Below are 17465 nucleotides of genomic sequence, written 5' to 3' on the forward strand. Positions count from 1 at the left end.
GTTGTTGCCAAAACGCGAAAAACCCGGCCTGCGGAGTGCGCGGGCCGGGCTTCCGGAGTGCTGCGTGCGGGGGTGCGGAGTGCGGGTGTCAGCGCTTGTCGAGGTCGATGAAGTCGCGCTCGGTGGGGCCGACGTAGATCTGGCGCGGACGGCCGATCTTGGTGGCGGGGTCCTTCATCATCTCGCGCCAGTGGGCGATCCAGCCCGGCAGGCGGCCCAGCGCGAACAGCACGGTGAACATCCGCGTCGGGAAGCCCATCGCGCGGTAGATCAGGCCGGTGTAGAAGTCCACGTTGGGGTAGAGCTTGCGGGAGATGAAGTACTCGTCGGCGAGCGCGCGCTCTTCGAGCTTCTTGGCGATCTCCAGCAGCTGGTCGTCACCGCCGAGCTTCTTGAGCACCTCGTCGGCGGTCTTCTTGATGATCGCCGCGCGCGGGTCGTAGTTCTTGTAGACGCGGTGGCCGAAGCCCATGAGGCGGACGCCCGCCTCCTTGTTCTTCACCCGCTCCACGAACTTGTCGACGTCGCCGCCGTCGGCCTTGATGCTCTCCAGCATCTCCAGCACCGCCTGGTTGGCGCCGCCGTGCAGCGGGCCGAACAGGGCGTTGATGCCCGCGGAGACGCTCGCGAAGAGGTTGGCCTCCGAGGAGCCGACCATGCGCACGGTCGAGGTGGAGCAGTTCTGCTCGTGGTCGGCGTGCAGGATGAACAGCAGGTCGAGCGCCTTGGTCAGCGTCGGGTCGACGTCGTAGGGCTCGGCCGGGAAGCCGAAGGTCATCCGCAGGAAGTTCTCCACCAGGCCGAGCGAGTTGTCGGGGTAGAGGAACGGCTGGCCCGCCGACTTCTTGTACGCGTAGGCCGCGATGGTCGGCAGCTTGGCGAGCAGGCGGATGGTGGACATCTCGACCTGCTGGTCGTCGAACGGGTTCAGGCTGTCCTGGTAGAAGGTGGACAGCGCGGAGACCGCGGAGGACAGCACCGGCATCGGGTGCGCGTCGCGCGGGAAGCCGTCGAAGAAGCGCTTGAGGTCCTCGTGCAGCAGGGTGTGCCTGCTGATCTTGGTGGTGAAGTCGTCGAGCTGGGCCTTGGTCGGCAGCTCGCCGTGGATGAGCAGGTAGCTCACCTCGACGAAGCTCGACTTCTCGGCCAGCTGCTCGATCGGGTAGCCCCGGTAGCGCAGGATTCCGGCGTCACCGTCGATGTAGGTGATCTCCGAGGAGCAGGAGGCGGTGTTGACGAAACCGGTGTCCAGAGTGACGAGGCCGGTTGTCGCGAGCAGTTTGCCGAGATCGATTCCTGGCGCGCCCTCGCTGGCGGTCACCAGAGACATCTCGTGCTCGCCGCCCGGGTGGCGCAGTGCGACGGTGGTGGCGTCAGCCGAAGTGGCCGCCTGGTCAGGCGCGGTCGTCGCGTCGGGCATGCGAGTCCCTCTCACGCTCGGACGAGGACGGGTGGAAAACGGTCGGGATGTCCGTCCGCAGCACCGCCTCGTTGGGGTCCTGGAGACTCCAAGCTAGTAGGCGGTACGCCCTTTTCGCAGCCTTCGACTTACCCGCTCGGGGCAGTTGGGACAGGTATCACATAACGCGCGTACGGTCCGGTTCGCCGCCTTTGGTGGCTCAGACCACGCGCTTTGCGGTTACTGAACGGTATCTGTACCGGTCAGGGCGCCGTGACGAGCGCGGACGCGCTGGACCAATGCCCGACGTGGGCACGGGCTCGACCAGATGACAACGGTGTCGCAACGGTTGAGCCATCCGGGCGAGCATCCCGCCCAGGCGGCAAAGGTCGCGCCCACCCACACCACTCGGATGGTCGCAGAACGTGGCGGAGCCGGGAACTCCGCGTGACGTTCCCGGCTCCGCATCACGTTCATTCCCTATTTCAGCTCGTCCGCCCACGGAGGTTCCGCGCCCGCCCTGGAACACGTGATCGCCGCCGCACGGGCAGCGAATTCCAGTGCCTCGCGCCAGGATTCCTCAGGCATTTCCCGCACGGATTCCGTGGAAAGCGCGTTTGCCGCGTCCAGCCAGTGCAAGATCGCCGCGTGCACGGTGTCCCCGGCGCCGATCGTGTCCACCACCTCGACCCGCTGACCGGGCACGCGGACCAGACCACCGCTCGGCGTCAGGACCGCAAGGCCGTCCCCGCCGAGCGTCACCACGATGCCCGCGGGCCCCTTGCCCGCCCAGTCGCGCAGCGCGGGCCACGGGTCCTCCGCGTCGGCCAGCCACGCGGCGTCCTCCACGGAGAGCTTGAGCAGCCCGACGTGCGGCAGCCAGCCCAGGAAGCGCTCGCGGTAGGCGGCCGGATCGGTGATCAACGCGGCCCGGATGTTCGGGTCCAGCACGGTGAACCGACCGCGCTCGGACTCCCTCCGCAGCACGGCCTCGTACGCGGACGCGCCGGGCTCCAGGACCATGCCGAGCGTGCCGAGGGAGACCGCGCGCACCTCCTCCGGCAGCGGCCCGGGATCGGTGACGAGCCGGTCCGCGGTGCCCTCGACGTGGAAGGAGTAGCGCGCGGAACCGTCCTCGGCGAGCCCGACGACGGCCAGCGTGGTCGGCTCGGCGCCGCGCTGGAGCAGTGAAGTGTCCACAGTGGACGCACCGAGCCGCCCGACGAGCGCGTCGCCGAAGAAGTCCGTGGACACCTTGGACAGGAACGACACCCGGCTGCCGAGCCGCCCGAGAGCGACCGCCACGTTGTACGGACCGCCGCCGAGGCGGGGCAGCAGCGCGGGCAGACCCTCCACAGTGGACTCACCGGAGGGCGATGGCACGAGGTCGACGAGGGCCTCCCCGCCGACCACGATCACGGCGCGCTCCGGCGGAACGGGTCGGTGACGACGCCCTCGCCGAGGTCGGAGTCGAAGCGGTAGACCTCGCGACCCTCGATGAACACCTGGAGGGCGCGGCTCATCACGTCGAGCGGGTCGCCGGACCAGATCACCACGTCACCGTCGAGACCGGGCGTCAGCGAGCCGACGCGGTCGTCCAGGCCCATGAACTCCGCCGGATTGGTGGTGATGGAGCGCAGCGCCACGTCCGGGTCCAGGCCCTCCTTCACCGAGAGGGTGGCCTGGTGCACCAGGAAGTGGATCGGCACCACGGGGTGGTCGGTGGTGATCGCGATCCGCACACCCGCCTTGGCAAGCAGGCCGGGGTTGCGCAGCGAACGATTGCGCAGCTCCACCTTGGACCGCGAGGTCAGCAGCGGGCCGATGATCACCGGGACATCGCGCTCGGCGAGCACGTCGGCGATCAGGTGGCCCTCGGTGCCGTGGTTGATCACCAGGCGGTAGCCGAACTCGTCGGCCAGCCGCAGCGCCGTGGCGATGTCGTCGAGCCGGTGCACGTGCTGGCACCACGGCAGCTCGCCGTCGAGCACGCGGACCAGCACCTCCATGGTGGTGTCCCGCTCGAAGGGCTTGTTCTCCTCGGCGGCGTGCGCGCGCCGGGCCCGGTAGTCCTGGGCCTTGGTCAGCGCGTCCCTGATCACCGCGGCCACGCCCTGGCGGGTCGACGGCAGCGTCTTCTTGTCGCCGTAGACGCGCTTCGGGTTCTCGCCGAGCGCGCTCTTCACGCTGACCGGTTCGGCCACCAGCATCTCGTCGACCGTGCGGCCCCAGCACTTCATCGCCATCGTCTGGCCACCGATGGGGTTGCCGGAGCCCGGCTTGATCACCGCGGTGGTGACGCCGCCGGAGAGCGCGTCCGCGAAACCCATGTCGGCCGGGTTGATCGCGTCCAGCGCGCGCATCCTGGCGCCCACCGGGTCGGTCATCTCGTTGGTGTCCTGGCCGGCCCAGCCCTCGGCCTCCTCGTGCACGCCCATGTGCGCGTGCGCCTCGACGAAGCCGGGGAGCACCCACGAGCCGGAGGCGTCGACGACGGGGACGCCCTCGGGCACCTCCACGTCGGCGTCCGCGCCTACCGCGGTGATCTTCCCGTTCTGGACCAGCACCGTTGCGCCGTCAATGGGGTCCCCGGCGACGGGCACGACGTATCCACCTGTGATCGCGACATCCACGGTCGGACGGTAACCGCTCCGTCCAACACTAGAAACCCGATCTGACCTGTTGAAGACAAACACGGCCAAGTGGTCACGTGCCGTCAGGCGATCGGGCGCAGACCCCAGCTGCCGGACCAGTCCTGGCCGGGCTCCAGCTCGCGCAGGTCGATGCCGGAGTTGAGCGCGTTGGTCGGGCAGGTCATCGGCTCCACCGCGATCGCGGAGCTGGCGCCGGGGAAGCCGGTGGTCGAGAACACCTGCACCCAGCCGAAGTCCGGCTCCGCCCAGATCTCCACGCCGGTCTCCGGGCCGACGAGGCGGTGCCGGATGATCCCGTCCTCGTCGGCGACGCAGCCGCCGTAGGTGTGGTCGAGCAGCATGCCGTCGAGCTTGCGGGGCTCGCGGAAGTCGAACTCGCCGCCGTCGAGCGGGGCGACGGGGCCGTTGGGCAGCAGGCGGTCCTCGTCGACCGGCAGGTTGGTCCGCGCGGCGAGCTGGAGGGTGCACTCGTACGCGGGCGCGTGGCCGGCGCGCGGGTAGGGGTGCACGCCCACGCCGAACGGCGTCTTGCGGTCGCCGACGTTGAGCATGGTGTGCGTGACGGTCAGGCCGCCGTCGGCGTCGAGCGCGTAGCGGACGGTGGTGCGCATCGGCACCGGCCAGCCCGCCTGGGCCTCGATGAGCACGCCGAGGGTGATCGCCTCGGCCGAGCGCTCGACGACCTGCCAGGGGATCGTCCTGGTCAGGCCGTGGATGGCGACGTTGCGCTTGGACTCGCTGAGCTCCAGCTGCTGCGGCTCGCCGTAGAAGCTCCACTGGCCGTCGCGGACCCGGTTCGGCCACGGCGCGAGCACCAGCCCCGCCGAGAGCGGTGGTGCCTCGGTCTCGGCGAAGCTGGTGACGTACGGCGCTCCGGCCACTTCGAAAACCCGAAGGCACGCGCCGACCTCGGTGATGACGGCGCGCGCGGCTCCGTTGGTGATCTCGAACTGCTCGCCCGTAGGCTGCCCCGCTCCCATGGGGGCAGCCTACGCAAACGATTCAGGTCTTCGATCCGGTCTTACTTGGTCAGCGCACCCGCGTCGAACTCCGCCTTGAGGTGCTGCTTGCGGCGGAAGAAGAACCAGTTGATCATCCACATGACCAGGCCGATGCCGAGCAGGATGGCCGCGAGCACGTACTGCTGCGGGGCCCGCCCGGTGAACGGCAGCGCCAGGTAGGCGCAGGTGATCGCGCCGATGACCGGGACGATCGTGGGCGCCCTGAAGTGCTTGTGCTCGGCCTTCTCCTTGCGCAGCACCAGGCAGGCGATGTTCACCACGGTGAAGACGATCAGCAGCAGCAGCGCGGTGGTGCCGCCCAGGTCCTTCAGCGGCACGAAGGAGACCAGGAAGATCGCGATGATGCTGGTGAAGCCGATGGCGATCCACGGGGTGCGCCGCGTCTGGTGCACCTTGGCGAAGGGCATCGGGATGATCTTCTCGTTGGCCATGCCGTAGACGAGGCGGCTGGCCATCAGCATGTTGATCAGTGCCGAGTTGGCGACCGCGAACAGGCCGATGAAGGAGAACAGGGCCAGCGGGAAGCCGGGCGCGCCGACCTTCACGACCTCCAGCAGCGCGCCGGAGCCCGCGGCCTTGAGCCCGGCGGCCGGGATCAGCAGCGAGGAGGTGACCGCGACCATCACGTAGATCGAGCCCGCGACGGCCATGCCGAGCAGCATCGAGCGCGGGAAGATCTTGACCGGGTCCTTGCACTCCTCGGCCATGTTGACCGAGTCCTCGAAGCCCACCATCGCGAAGAAGGCCAGCGAGGTGGCCGAGGTGATCGCGATCAGCGTGCTCTGGTTGGCGGTGTTGAACTCCACCAGCCGCCCGGGATCGCCCTGGCCGTTGACGACGGCCATCACGCCGATGCCGACGATGATCACCAGGCCGGAGAGCTCGACGATCGTCAGCACCACGTTGGCCTTCACCGACTCGCCGACACCGCGGAAGTTGATGAACGCCAGCAGCACGATGAAGCCGATGGCCACCCACGGCGCGGGCGTCTGCACGAACTCCTTGAGGTAGGTGCCGCCGAAGGCCACGGCCGCCGAGGAGGCGGAGGTGATCCCGGAGCACATCACCGTGAAGGCGATCATGAAGGTGAAGAACGGTTTGCGGAAGGCGCGGTTGGTGTAGAGCGCGGCACCCGCCGCCTTCGGGTACTTCCCGACCAGTTCGAGGTAGCTGAACGCGGTGAGGAAAGCGACGACGAAGGCGATCAGGAACGGCACCCAGAGGGCACCACCGACCTGACCCGCGACATCTCCCATCAGCGCGTACACGCCGGTGCCGAGGATGTCACCGATCACGAAGAACAGCAGCAGTTTCGGGCCGATGGCCCGCTTCAGCTCCGGTTGGCCTTCGGCCGCTGGGGCGGCGGCCGTGCTGGGCGGCGTCGTCTCGGACATGCCAACAGAGTGTGCCTGGTCACTATCCGTACAAGAAGCCAGCCGCGCCCATCTGTTCTTCGAGCTAATTCAAAAGGTTATTTCGCGATTGATCTTCATCTCCGCGACCGTTGCTGAGCAGATCACCCGGCTGGCAGTCCAGGACCTCGCACAACCGGGTGAGCGTGCTGAAACGGATGGCCCGCGCGCGACCGTTCTTCAGCACCGACAGGTTCACCACGGTCACGCCCACCCGCTCGGCCAGCTCGGTCAGCGTCATCCCCCGCTCGACCAGCAGCCGGTCCAGGTGCACCCGAACGCCGTGGGTCTCGGAGTCCGCCGACACCTACACCGTCCCTTCGAGGTCCTTCTGCATCTCGCTGCCGATACGGATGATCCTCGCGAGCGACAGCAGCACACAACCGAGGATGAGCGGCCACACAGGGAATTCCCAGGGCGCGTACCAGGACCAGGAGTAGCGGGCGGGGTCGAGGAGCGAACTCAGGAAGGCGCTGCGCGCAACGGTCTCGATCAGGCTCGCGGCGGTGCAGCCGAGGACCAGCAGCCACCCCAGCACCCGCAACCGGCGCGCGGTCAACGCGGTGTGCAGCCCACTGTCCCGAACCGCGCTGACCAGGCGGTGGGCGAACGCCAGCAGCCCGATGTTCACCACCGTTCCCAGGTGGTTGGCGACGCCCCACAGCACGCGCTGCTCACCGGTGACGGGCTTGGCGCAGAAGCGGATCTCCAGCACGTGCGCGTCCGTGCCCGGCCTCAGCCCGTCCATCTCCAGGGAGCGCTGCGTGACACCGCTGCTCTCCTCGCAGAGCACGTCCGATCCGAACGGGTGGAACGAGCCGATGCCGACCACCGCGAGCAGGATGCTGACCGCGTAGCCCACCGCCACCAGCACCAACAGCACCCGGACGATCGCCGCGGCGGGCTCGGCCGGGTTGTCCAGCGGGTTGTTCTTCTGCGCCACCGTGCCTCCTGAGACATATCGAAAAACGATGGTATCGCTTATCGATATGGCCCGCCAGTAACCACCATTGCTGTTACAGTGGTTTCATGAGGACCGTCGCCGTGCTGGACGCCCCGTCGAACCTGGGCCTGCGCCCGCCGAAGCCCGCGACCGTGCCCGGGACCGCCAAGGCACCCGGAGCCCTGCGCGAAGCGGGCCTGCTGACCGGGCTCGGCGCGGAGGACGCCGGGCACCTCGTCGCGCCGCGCTACGACCGGGAGGACTGGGAGCCCGGCGACGGCGTCTTCCACGCGCCGCTGATCGCCGAGTACGCGGAGCGCTTGGCAACGCGCGTCGGCAAGCTGCTCGACGCGGGGCGCTTCCCCGTGGTGCTCGGCGGTGACTGCGGAATCCTGCTCGGCACAGGGGAAGCCGTTCGCCGCCACGTGCCGCGGGCGGGGCTGGTCTACCTGGACGGGCACTCCGACTTCCGGCACGTCGGCAACTCGCCGCACGTCGGCGCGGCGGCCGGCGAAGCGCTGGCGCTCGTCACCGGCCGCGGCCAGGACGATCTGTCCAATGTGGACGGAAAGGGTCCGATCTTCGCGGACGAGCACGTGGTGCTGATGGGCATCCGGGACGACGACGAGGACCTGGACGAGCTGGCGGACACCAAGATCCTCGTGCGCACGGCCTCCGCGATCAGGGCGGCGGGCGCGGCGAAGAGCGCGAAGTGGGCGCGGCGGCGGCTCGACCGGCTGGACGGCTTCTGGGTGCACCTGGACGTAGACATCCTCGACGCCGCGGTGATGCCCGCCGTGGACAGCCCGGACCCGGGCGGCCTTGAGCACGAGGAGCTGGCGGAGCTGTTGTCCGGCCTCACCAGCGCGCCGAACTGCCTCGGCGTCGAGGTGACCGTGTTCGACCCGGACCTCGACCCCGACGGCGGCCTGGCGGCGGCGTTGACCGCCACGCTCATCGCTGGGCTGGCTTCTCCTCGCTAGGCGCGACGTAGCGCCAGAACGCCGGGAGGAACAGGACCGCGACCACGGTCAGCACCACCACGAGCACTCCACCGCCCGCAGCCGCGACACCCGCGCCCGCGGAGGCGCCGACCGCTCCGTGCAGCATGTCGGCCACGCGCGGACCGCCCGCAACGACGACGGTGAACATGCCCTGCATCCGGCCGCGCATGTCGTCAGTGACCGCTGCCTGGAGCATCGCGCCCCGGAAGGCCATGGACACCATGTCCGCCGCTCCGCCGAAGGCCAGGAAGGCCACGGCCCACCAGACCGAGCCGGAGAGCCCGAAGCCGATCATCGCGACGCCCCACGCCACGACCGAGACCGCGATGGCGACGCCGTGCCGCTCGACGCGCATGAACCAGCCGGAGAACAGCCCGCAGACCGCCGCGCCCAACGGGATCGCCGCGTAGAGCAGGCCGAGCGCGGGACCGCCGCCGGGCGGATCGCCGAAGGTGCGCTCGGCCATCTCCGGGAACAGCGCGCGCGGCATGCCCGCCACCATCGCGATGATGTCGAGCAGGAACGAGGCGAGCAGGACGCTGCGGGTCGCCACGTAGCGGAAGCCGTCGATCACCTCGCGCAGTCCCGCCCGGCGCGAGGGCGAGTCGCCGACCGGCGGCATCGCGGGCAGCCGGAAGACCGCCCACAGCGTCGCGGTCAGCGCGATCGCGTCGATCAGGAACAGCGTCGAGACGCCGACCAGCGGCAGCAGGACGCCCGCGAGCAGCGGGCCGAAGACGGCCGATGTGGAGAACGTGGTCGTGTTCAACGCCTGCGCGGAGGGCATCAGGCGCAACGGGACCAACCGGGCGAGCACCGCGCTGCGGGTCGGCATGTTCACCGCGAAGAACGCCTGCTGCACGCCGAGCAGCACCAGCACCGTCCACGGCGAGTTCATCCCGACAGCGGCCTGGCCCCAGAGCAACACCGAGGTCAGGGCCACGCCAACGTTTGTCACCAGAAGCAGCTTGCGGCGGTCGACCGCGTCGGCGATCGCTCCGCCCCAGAGCCCGAAGACGATCAGCGGGACGACGGCGAAGGCACCGGCCAGGCCGACCCACGCGGAGGAGCCGGTGAGGTCGAAGAGCTGCTTGGGAACCGCGACGGTGGCCAGCTGACTGCCGAGCGCGGTGACGATGCCGGACAGCCACAGCCGCCGGAAGTCCGGGATGCCCAGCGGCTCGGTGTCGATCACGATCCGGCGCAGCCACCCCTTGCGGACGGGGACGGGCGGGTCGATCGTCCCTGGCTGCTGACTCCGAGATTCCGCCTTGTCGTCCACGTTGTGAGCGTAGGTAACGACCGTCAGCAGAGAAAGCGTATTCCGGCTCACGTAGGGGATTCCCGGCTTCGGGACCCGTCCCGGAGGTCGTCGTGACAATCGGCCGCATGGACTTCCAGCAGCAGGCCGCTCCCCCAGCCAGGACGCACGACGCGCTGGCCGTCGCGCTCGGCAACGCCTCCCTGCTCGGCGTCGGCTACCTGCTGGCGGGGCGCCGCAAGCTCGCGGTCTTCACCGGGATCGTCACCGTGCTGCTCGTCGTCCTGCTCGGCACCACCTTCCGGACGGGGTGGTTCGAGCTCGTCGTGCTGCTGTGGTGGCTGGCTCTCACCGCCCACGGGTGGTTACTGGCCGGTGGGCGCGCTCAGCGGATCAAGGTTCGCCGCGAGCGGAGCATCGCGCTCGGTGTGGCTCTCCCGGTGCTGGTCCTCGTGGGCCTGATCCGGGTCGACTCCGCGATGATCGGCAGCTCCGTCACCGAAGCTCGCGGCAACGGCGACTGCGCACAGGCGCTGACCGCGCTGAACCAGGTGTGGTTCGCCCACTACGTGGTCGACGCCCCGATGACCGTCGAGGGTGACGCCACGGTTCGCGCGTGCCAGTGGCTCAAGGCGACCAAGTCCAAGTTCACCGTCGCGCTCACCGGAGACGTCGAGTCGATGAAAGCGGGTTTCCAGGGCCTGGCAGGACTTCGCGGCGAGCTGCCCGGCCACGAGAAGATGGCCGATGTCGTGCTCGACGGGTTCTTCGGCGGCCTGCCATCCAAGGAGCCCTGCGACACCCTCTCGATCACCGATGCACTGCGCGCGGAGAAGCTGAGCGGGAGCGAGGCAGATCGCTCCGCGCACGCCGTCGCCCGCGTCGAGCCCGCCGCGCTCATCGGCTGCGGCGACAAACTCATGACCACGCAGAGCTGGGCGGCGGCGCGGACCCGGTACGAGCAGTTGCTCAGCCAGTACCCCGGCACCGAGTTCACCGCGCGCGCCCAGGACGGCATCAAGCGAGCCACACTGGCCATCGAGCTGGCGCACGTGCGCTCGCTCGGGAAGAACTACTGCTCCAAGCCCGCGGCGTACAGCGGTGCGGCGCCCTACGGCCCGGGCACCAACCGCTCAGTGGTCTACGGCGACAACACCTACGTCTACACGAGCAAGTTCCCTGCCGAGTGGATCACCACCGACATCGGCGACGCCGTGCTGGTGCTCTGCGCGGGCGACAAGGACTACGGCGCGCAGGTCAAGACCTGCGCCTACCGCAACCAGGGCACCAACGCGCGCGAGAACATCAGCTTCCACAACATCGCGATCCCGCTGACGGCCTACGAACTGCGGACCGGAAAGCCCGTTTTCCAGACCACCGTGGAGATCGGCGGAACGAGCTGTCCGTTCTTCGTGCCCGGTAGTGAGGTCAACGCGTCGTCGCAGTCCTACGTCACCCCGTCGGACGACCAGGTGCGCGAGGCGTTCTCCTACGTCGTGAACGAGTGACGGGCGCTCAGGGCGCGAGCCGCTCGACCTTCCAGCCGTCGCGGTTGTCGCGGAAGCGCAGCCGGTCGTGCATGCGGTCCTCGCGGCCCTGCCAGAACTCGACGATCTCCGGCCGGATGCGCCAGCCACCCCAGTGCGGGGGAACCGGGATCTGCTCGGCGTCGGCGAAACGCCTGCGCACGGAGTTCAGCGCGGAGTTGAGCGTGTTCCTGCCGGTGATCACGCGCGACTGCGGAGAAGCCCACGCGCCGAGCTGGGAACCGCGCGGACGGCTGTTCCAGTACTCCGCGGTCTCCGCAGCGCCGACCTTTTCCACGCCGCCGCGAATGCTCACCTGGCGTTGCATGGAGAACCACGGGAAAGTGGCGGAGGCATAGCGGGTCGCCAACAGATCGTGACTCTTGTTCGAGGTGTAGTTGGTGAAGAACACCACGCCCCGGTCATCGAGCCCCTTCAGCAGCACGGTGCGTGAGGAAGGGCGGCCCTCGCGGTCGGCCGTGGCCAGGACCATCGCGTTCGGCTCGGGGATCTTGAACTCGATCGCCTCGTCCAGCCACAGTTTCAGCTGCTCGTGCCAGGTGTTCGCCAGCGAGGACTCGTCAAGCACGCCCGCTTCGTAGGACACCCTCATGGCTGGCAGTGCGATGTTCACGTCCGCGTCCGGCATGACGTTCCTCCGTGGAATTGCTGGCCGACCGACACAACCCGTGAGAGCGGACCGTACGGCCTCGACCGCCTTTGCGGAACCGCCTGGCCGGTGATGCATGCCACCGCACGAGGTGATTGCTGCCACCGAGTGTGCGGGTGGAGGGTTACTGCACCGAAACAGATGGAAGGCCGCCTTGTAAATCTGTCCGGGTGGCCACTAATGAGCCTTGCCGACAGCGGCGGGCGAGGAGGCTGATCGGATGCACAACGCGGTGCAGGACGCGAGCGACGACAACGGGTTCCGCCCCGGCCTCGAAGGCGTGGTCGCCTTCCGGACCGAGATCGCGGAGCCGGACCGCGACGGCGGCGCGCTGCGCTACCGGGGCGTGGACATCGAGGAGCTGGCCGGCCGGGTCACCTTCGGCGACGTGTGGGCGCTGCTCGTGGACGGCCGCTTCGGCGCGGGCCTGCCGCCCGCCGAGCCGTTCCCGATCCCGGTGCACACCGGCGACGTCCGGGTCGACGTGCAGGCCGCGCTGGCGATGGTCGCGCCGATCTGGGGCTACCGGCCGCTGCTGGACATCTCCGACGAGACCGCGCGCGAGGAGCTGGCCCGCGCCTCGGTGATGGCGCTGTCCTACGTCGCCCAGTCCGCGCGCGGCATCGGTGTTCCCGCCGTCCCGCAAGACCGGATCAACGAGTGCTCGACGATCACCGAGCGCTTCATGACGCGCTGGCGCGGCGAGCCCGATCCCGCGCACGTCAAGGCGATCGACACCTACTGGGTCTCCGCCGCCGAGCACGGGCTCAACGCGTCCACCTTCACCGCGCGCGTGATCGCCTCGACCGGGGCCGACGTCGCCGCCGCCATGTCCGGCGCGATCGGCGCGATGTCCGGGCCGCTGCACGGCGGTGCTCCGGCGCGGGTGCTGCCGATGATCGAGGCCGTCGAGCGGACCGGCGACGCGCGCCGCGTCGTCGCCGACATCCTCGACCGCAAGGAGCGGTTGATGGGTTTCGGCCACCGCGTCTACCGCGCGGAGGACCCGCGGGCCCGGGTGCTCCGCAGGACCTGCCAGGAGCTGGGCGCCGAGCGCTTCGAAGCCGCCGCCGCGCTGGAGAAGGCCGCGCTCGCCGAGCTGCGCGAGCGCAGGCCGGACCGGGCGATCGAGACCAACGTGGAGTTCTGGGCCGCCGTGGTGCTGGACTTCGCCGAGGTGCCGCCGCACATGATGCACGCGATGTTCACCTGCGCCAGGACCGCTGGCTGGTGCGCGCACATCCTGGAGCAGAAGCGCACCGGCAGGCTGGTCCGCCCCTCCGCCGAGTACATCGGCCCGGCCCCGCGCTCCCCCGAGAGCATCGAGGGCTGGTCGGGCATCACCCCGGTCTGACCCCGCAGACGGCCGATGCCCGGCTCCAAGAGGAGCCGGGCATCGGTTGAAGCCATAACCATGGGGACGTGCACCACGTACAGATGTACTTGATGTAGAGGCCGTTCCAGGTCTTCGCACCCAACTCTACACTTCGACCCCACCATGTCCAAGAACACGAACACGGCCACACACGCACTCCGCGAACGGCGACTCTCGTCAGACAGGCTTGCCCCATACGTGTTCGCATGCGGTGATGACCAGGCACATGCCCTCAGGCTGTACGAGTGGAACATCGAGCTTTCGGGCGCTCTCTACGAAGCCCTGGCCGTCGTCGAAGTCGTGGTGCGCAACGTCATCCACGACGAGTTGACGGCGTGGCACACGAGCCGAGGACTACCGGGAACGTGGCTGGACGATCCCCAACGACAACTGGGGGAGCCCGCGCGACGAGATCTGGCGAAGGCCAAGGAAAGAGCGCAACAGTGGCGCACCGTACGCGGGGTACGCGAAGCAACTCGTCCCGATCCACCGCCTGGTGCGATCATCGCCGAGTTGTCGTTCGGTTTCTGGAGCTTCCTGTTGGCCGCCCAGTACGAGCACACGCTCTGGACTCCCTCGATCCGACACGGCTTCCCCGGCACGAACAAACGCGAGCTGGTGCAACGGCCGCTGAGACGGCTTCACCAGATCCGAAACCGCATCGCCCACCTGGAGCCGGTTCACGCGCGAAATCACGAGGCGGACGAGCGCGACATGCACACAGTGCTGCACCTGGCTTGTCCCGAAACAGCGAACTGGGCGCGATCCATGCGACGAATAGCCGAGATCGCCAGCAAGAGGCCGTGAGCAGGCCAAGCGCATCCACCGGCCGGTGGACATCGCGTTCCACCACCCGTTCGTCGCGACCGGGCACCGAGGGACGACACCATGGGGTCATGAGCGGGAAGGAGCGTCTCGGCACAGCCCACGCCGTGACCGCTCCCCCGCTCAGGGCCGTCGCTCCCAGGTGCGACGGAGGGGAATCCGGGGGCCGGGGGCACCGGGCCGAGCGCTCGCGCGGGGAACAGGGGGGACCGCTTCCCCGCGCGGGCGCGGCCACCACGGCGCGCCTCTCCTGCTCACAGCGCCGTGATCGTCCGCCAAAACCCAGTCGTGCGGACGACGCGCTCGGCTCCCGGGCCCGTCCGTGACGCCGAAGCGCGGGCGCTGGGAGCACATCGGCACCGCCCTCAGCTCCCTGGGCCACTGGCACGTGCCCACCAAGGGTTCCTCCGTGCAGGAGGAGCACGGCCGGAGCTGGTCGGAGAACGCGTGGCTGCGGGTCTTCCCGATGTGGGACGCCTTCTTCGCGGCGTTCCTCGCGCTCACGCTGACCACGGTCTCGTTGGCGCCCAACAGCGTTCACACCGACAAGATGCGCGCGATCGCGCTGCTGTGCGCGATCGGTGTCTGGTACTGCCTTTTCGGTCGCTCCTCGATCGGCCGCAAGGGACCGCCGTGGGTCGGCATCGTCTACGTCGTCGGCGTGATGGTGCTCTACGGGCCCGCCGTCGCCGCGTCGCTGGACGCGAGCTCGATCCTGTTCGTGCTCGGCCCGCAGCTGTTCCTGTCGGTGCGCTTGCGGCTGGCCATCACGATGATCCTGCTGCTGGACCTCACCGCGATGGCCGTGCTGATCATCGAGGGCGAGCCGTGGCAGACGATCGCGGTGTACGGGATCTTCGCGCTGATGACCGCTTTCTACGCGCTGGCGTTCGGGCTCTGGCTCGACCGGATCGCCGAGGAGAACGCCGTGCGCGAGCGGCTGATCGACCAGCTGGAGACCTCGCGGGCGGAGGTCGCCCGGCTCTCCCACGAGGCCGGGGTCTCCGCCGAGCGCGAGCGGCTGGCCGGGGAGATCCACGACACCCTGGCGCAGGGCTTCACCAGCATCGTCACCCTCGTCCAGGCCGCTCAGTCCGAAATGGACAGTGAGCCGGACGCCGAGCTGGCCCGGCGGCACCTGGCGCTCGCCGTGCGCACCGCGCGGGAGAACCTGGACGAGGCGCGGGCGCTGGTCGGCGCGCTCACCCCGGCCCCGCTGGCGAACTCCTCGCTGGTCGAGGCGATCCGCAGGCTGGTCGAGCGGGTCGGCCACGACCTCGGGATCGCCGCGGAGTGCGTGGTCTCCGGGGAGCCGACGCGGCTGGCGACCGACATCGAGGTGATGCTGCTGCGCGCGACCCAGGAGGCGCTGAACAACGTCCGCAAGCACGCGGAGGCGAGCGCGGTCGCGGTGTCCGTGGAATTCACAGAAGAGGCCGTGCTGCTGCGGGTCGCCGATGACGGCGTGGGCTTCGACCCGGAGAGCAAGCCGACGGGCTTCGGCCTGCCGGGGCTGCGCGGACGGACAGATCAGGTGGGTGGCGCGTTCGCGGTGAGCAGCGCCCCCGGCGAGGGAACGGTGGTGAAGGTGGCGGTGCCGATATGAGCGACGACCTGATCAAGATCATCCTGGTCGACGACCATCCCGTTGTGCGAGAAGGACTTCGCGGGATGCTCAACGCCGAGCCCGATCTGGACGTGGTGGCCGAGGCGGCGTCCGGGCCGGAGGCGCTGGCGATGACGCTCGCGCACCGGCCGCAGGTGGTGCTGATGGACCTGCGGATGCCCGGCGGGGACGGGGTGGCCGCGACGGCGCGCATCCGCGCGGAGTGCCCGGACAGCAGGGTCGTCGTCCTCACGACGTACGAGACCGACAGCGACATCCTCCGGGCGGTGGAGGCGGGCGCGTCGGGCTACCTGTTGAAGGACACCTCGCGCGTGGACCTGCTGCACGCGATCCGAGCGGCGGGCCGGGGCGAGACGGTGCTCACGCCCTCGGTCGCGGCGAAGCTGTTCAGCCGGGTCCGGGGCGGCCAGGTGCCGAGCCTGTCCGCGCGCGAGGTCGAGGTGCTGCGCCAGGTGAAGCGCGGGCTCAGCAACGGCGAGATCGGCAAGGAGCTGTTCATCAGCGAAGCGACCGTGAAAACGCACCTCCTGCGCGTTTTCACCAAGCTCGACGTCTCCGACCGGACCGCCGCCGTGACCACCGCGATGGAACACGGCCTGCTGGACTGACCGGCTCTTCGCCGCGGAATGGTTTTCTCCGAGCGGGAATCGGGGAAGAACATTCCGTGACGATTGAGGCGAGCGGGCCGGAAGACGCACCCGCGATCGTGTTCCTGCACGGCGCGGGTGTGAACCGGAAAATGTGGCTGTCCCAGGTGAGCGCGCTGGAGAAGGAATTCCGCGTCATCACACTGGACCTGCCCGGCCACGGCCCGCTCGCCGACCGCCGCTTCCGCATGGCGGACGCCGTCGCCGAGGTCGCCCGGGTGGAGTTGGAGCGGCCCGCCCTCGTCGTCGGCCTCTCCCTCGGCGCGCACGTGGCCATGAGCTTCGCCGGGCAGTACCCCGAGCGCGTCGCCGGCCTGGTGGTCTCCGGCGCTTCCGGGGACCACACGGGCTTGGCCGGGCTCCGCCTGCGGGCCAATGCCGCGCTGCTCAGCACCGTCTTCCGGATCGTCGGTGACCGCACCGTGCGCAAGGCCGCCGCGCGCAGCTTCACCAAGCAGGCCGGTCGCGAGGTCGCCGCCGCTGTGCTCGCCGTCGGCGTCCGCCCGCAGGCCGGGCCGGAGATCCTGCGCGAGCTGGCCGGAGTCGACTACACCCCCGGGCTCAGCGCCTACGGCGGCCCCACGCTGATCCTCAACGGCGCCAACGACCGCGCGAACCGCCGCGCCGAGCGCCGCCTGCTCGCCGCCGCACCGCACGCCGCCGTCCGCGTCCTCGCCGGTGCCGGGCACACCGCCAACTGGGACCGAGCCCCCGACTTCACCGAGGTCCTGCGCGACTTCGCCCTCTCCCTGGAGTCTAGCTCGAATTCGAGCTAGAATTCCGGCAAGGAGGTGCTCGGGTGAACATCAACACCGAAGACATGGTGAGCGTGACCGAGGCCAACAGCTCACTGTCGCGCCTGCTCAACGACGCGAGTGCCGGGCGCTCCAGAATCGTGATGCGCAACAACAAGCCACTTGCCGCGATCGTGAGCCCTGAGGCGGCCGCGCGGCTGCGACACCTGGAAGAACTGGAAGAGGACCTGAAGTTGCTCAGCCTGGCGCTGGTGCGAACGGTCACCGACGACGGCGCTCGTCACAGTCTCGACGACGTCGCGGCCGAGTTCGGCATCGATCCCGCGGAACTGGATGAGGACTGAG

Annotated in this window: 17 protein-coding genes; 8 read left to right on the top strand and 9 right to left on the bottom strand. The window is 69.4% G+C overall.

Features of this window, described 5'->3' with window-relative positions:
- Positions 1 to 88: 88 nt before the first annotated feature.
- The 7 genes from CCN37_RS10510 to CCN37_RS10540 all read right to left on the bottom strand — a co-directional run bounded on the left by CCN37_RS10510 (position 89) and on the right by CCN37_RS10540 (position 7430).
- On the bottom strand, positions 89 to 1420 hold the full coding sequence (locus tag CCN37_RS10510) for a citrate synthase (protein WP_086820532.1): 1332 nt from the start codon (positions 1418 to 1420) through the stop codon (positions 89 to 91).
- A 459-nt stretch (positions 1421 to 1879) separates the two neighbouring features.
- Positions 1880 to 2818 (bottom strand): carbohydrate kinase, encoded by a 939-nt coding sequence (locus CCN37_RS10515; RefSeq protein WP_086820533.1) that lies wholly within the window; start codon positions 2816 to 2818, stop codon positions 1880 to 1882.
- The gene (locus tag CCN37_RS10520; RefSeq protein ID WP_086820534.1) at positions 2815 to 4032 is read right to left on the bottom strand and encodes an amidohydrolase; all 1218 of its coding nucleotides are present in this window, start codon (positions 4030 to 4032) and stop codon (positions 2815 to 2817) included. The genes CCN37_RS10515 and CCN37_RS10520 overlap by 4 nt, the downstream gene beginning before the upstream one ends.
- A gap of 83 nt (positions 4033 to 4115) precedes the next feature.
- Positions 4116 to 5033, bottom strand: coding sequence for an aldose 1-epimerase family protein (locus CCN37_RS10525; protein ID WP_086820535.1), 918 nt, complete (start codon positions 5031 to 5033; stop codon positions 4116 to 4118).
- A gap of 41 nt (positions 5034 to 5074) precedes the next feature.
- Entirely contained in the window at positions 5075 to 6469 is a 1395-nt protein-coding gene (locus CCN37_RS10530; RefSeq protein ID WP_086820536.1) for an APC family permease, read from the bottom strand.
- A 64-nt stretch (positions 6470 to 6533) separates the two neighbouring features.
- A complete protein-coding gene (locus CCN37_RS10535) occupies positions 6534 to 6761 on the bottom strand; it encodes a helix-turn-helix transcriptional regulator (RefSeq protein WP_256388033.1) in 228 nt (75 codons plus the stop codon).
- Between the two features lie 33 nt (positions 6762 to 6794).
- Positions 6795 to 7430 (bottom strand): DUF2975 domain-containing protein, encoded by a 636-nt coding sequence (locus CCN37_RS10540; RefSeq protein WP_086820538.1) that lies wholly within the window; start codon positions 7428 to 7430, stop codon positions 6795 to 6797.
- Between the two features lie 86 nt (positions 7431 to 7516).
- Between CCN37_RS10540 and CCN37_RS10545 the strand changes: the two genes are divergently transcribed.
- Positions 7517 to 8413, top strand: a complete 897-nt coding sequence (locus CCN37_RS10545; protein ID WP_086820539.1) for an arginase family protein — start codon at positions 7517 to 7519, stop codon at positions 8411 to 8413.
- Here the strand turns inward: CCN37_RS10545 and CCN37_RS10550 are convergent.
- Positions 8385 to 9626 (bottom strand): MFS transporter, encoded by a 1242-nt coding sequence (locus tag CCN37_RS10550; protein WP_210407961.1) that lies wholly within the window; start codon positions 9624 to 9626, stop codon positions 8385 to 8387. The two genes, CCN37_RS10545 and CCN37_RS10550, sit on opposite strands and share 29 nt — an antisense overlap.
- A gap of 182 nt (positions 9627 to 9808) precedes the next feature.
- On the opposite strand from CCN37_RS10550, the gene CCN37_RS10555 reads away from it, so the two are divergent.
- Entirely contained in the window at positions 9809 to 11203 is a 1395-nt protein-coding gene (locus CCN37_RS10555) for a hypothetical protein (RefSeq protein ID WP_143261543.1), read from the top strand.
- A 7-nt stretch (positions 11204 to 11210) separates the two neighbouring features.
- Here CCN37_RS10555 and pdxH read toward each other — a convergent pair whose 3' ends face one another.
- Entirely contained in the window at positions 11211 to 11870 is a 660-nt protein-coding gene (gene pdxH, locus CCN37_RS10560) for a pyridoxamine 5'-phosphate oxidase (RefSeq protein WP_086820541.1), read from the bottom strand.
- A gap of 241 nt (positions 11871 to 12111) precedes the next feature.
- On the opposite strand from pdxH, the gene CCN37_RS10565 reads away from it, so the two are divergent.
- From CCN37_RS10565 to CCN37_RS10590, 6 genes are all read left to right on the top strand, one after another.
- Positions 12112 to 13245: a citrate synthase 2 gene (locus CCN37_RS10565; RefSeq protein ID WP_086820542.1), complete on the top strand. Its 1134-nt coding sequence runs from the start codon at positions 12112 to 12114 to the stop codon at positions 13243 to 13245.
- Between the two features lie 144 nt (positions 13246 to 13389).
- Positions 13390 to 14073 carry an Abi family protein gene (locus CCN37_RS38915; protein ID WP_143261544.1) on the top strand — a complete coding sequence of 228 codons (684 nt, stop codon included), beginning with the start codon at positions 13390 to 13392 and terminating at the stop codon, positions 14071 to 14073.
- A 340-nt stretch (positions 14074 to 14413) separates the two neighbouring features.
- The gene (locus CCN37_RS10575; protein WP_086820544.1) at positions 14414 to 15697 is read left to right on the top strand and encodes a sensor histidine kinase; all 1284 of its coding nucleotides are present in this window, start codon (positions 14414 to 14416) and stop codon (positions 15695 to 15697) included.
- An 8-nt stretch (positions 15698 to 15705) separates the two neighbouring features.
- Positions 15706 to 16326, top strand: coding sequence for a response regulator transcription factor (locus CCN37_RS10580; protein WP_086820571.1), 621 nt, complete (start codon positions 15706 to 15708; stop codon positions 16324 to 16326).
- A gap of 56 nt (positions 16327 to 16382) precedes the next feature.
- The gene (locus CCN37_RS10585; RefSeq protein ID WP_086820545.1) at positions 16383 to 17141 is read left to right on the top strand and encodes an alpha/beta fold hydrolase; all 759 of its coding nucleotides are present in this window, start codon (positions 16383 to 16385) and stop codon (positions 17139 to 17141) included.
- A gap of 23 nt (positions 17142 to 17164) precedes the next feature.
- Positions 17165 to 17464, top strand: coding sequence for a type II toxin-antitoxin system Phd/YefM family antitoxin (locus CCN37_RS10590; RefSeq protein ID WP_210407959.1), 300 nt, complete (start codon positions 17165 to 17167; stop codon positions 17462 to 17464).
- Position 17465: the final 1 nt, after the last annotated feature.

The organism is Allokutzneria sp. NRRL B-24872 (assembly GCF_002155965.1).
In the GTDB taxonomy this organism is placed as follows: Bacteria; Actinomycetota; Actinomycetes; order Mycobacteriales; family Pseudonocardiaceae; genus Allokutzneria.

Excerpts from the sequence above, each read along its gene's own strand:
- CCN37_RS10510 (WP_086820532.1), bottom strand. The coding sequence starts at position 1,420 with ATGCCCGACGCGACGACCGCGCCTGACCAGGCGGCCACTTCGGCTGAC.
- CCN37_RS10525 (WP_086820535.1), bottom strand. The coding sequence starts at position 5,033 with ATGGGAGCGGGGCAGCCTACGGGCGAGCAGTTCGAGATCACCAACGGA.
- CCN37_RS10530 (WP_086820536.1), bottom strand. The coding sequence starts at position 6,469 with ATGTCCGAGACGACGCCGCCCAGCACGGCCGCCGCCCCAGCGGCCGAA.
- CCN37_RS10545 (WP_086820539.1), top strand. The coding sequence starts at position 7,517 with ATGAGGACCGTCGCCGTGCTGGACGCCCCGTCGAACCTGGGCCTGCGC.
- pdxH (WP_086820541.1), bottom strand. The coding sequence starts at position 11,870 with ATGCCGGACGCGGACGTGAACATCGCACTGCCAGCCATGAGGGTGTCC.
- CCN37_RS10565 (WP_086820542.1), top strand. The coding sequence starts at position 12,112 with ATGCACAACGCGGTGCAGGACGCGAGCGACGACAACGGGTTCCGCCCC.
- CCN37_RS38915 (WP_143261544.1), top strand. The coding sequence starts at position 13,390 with ATGTCCAAGAACACGAACACGGCCACACACGCACTCCGCGAACGGCGA.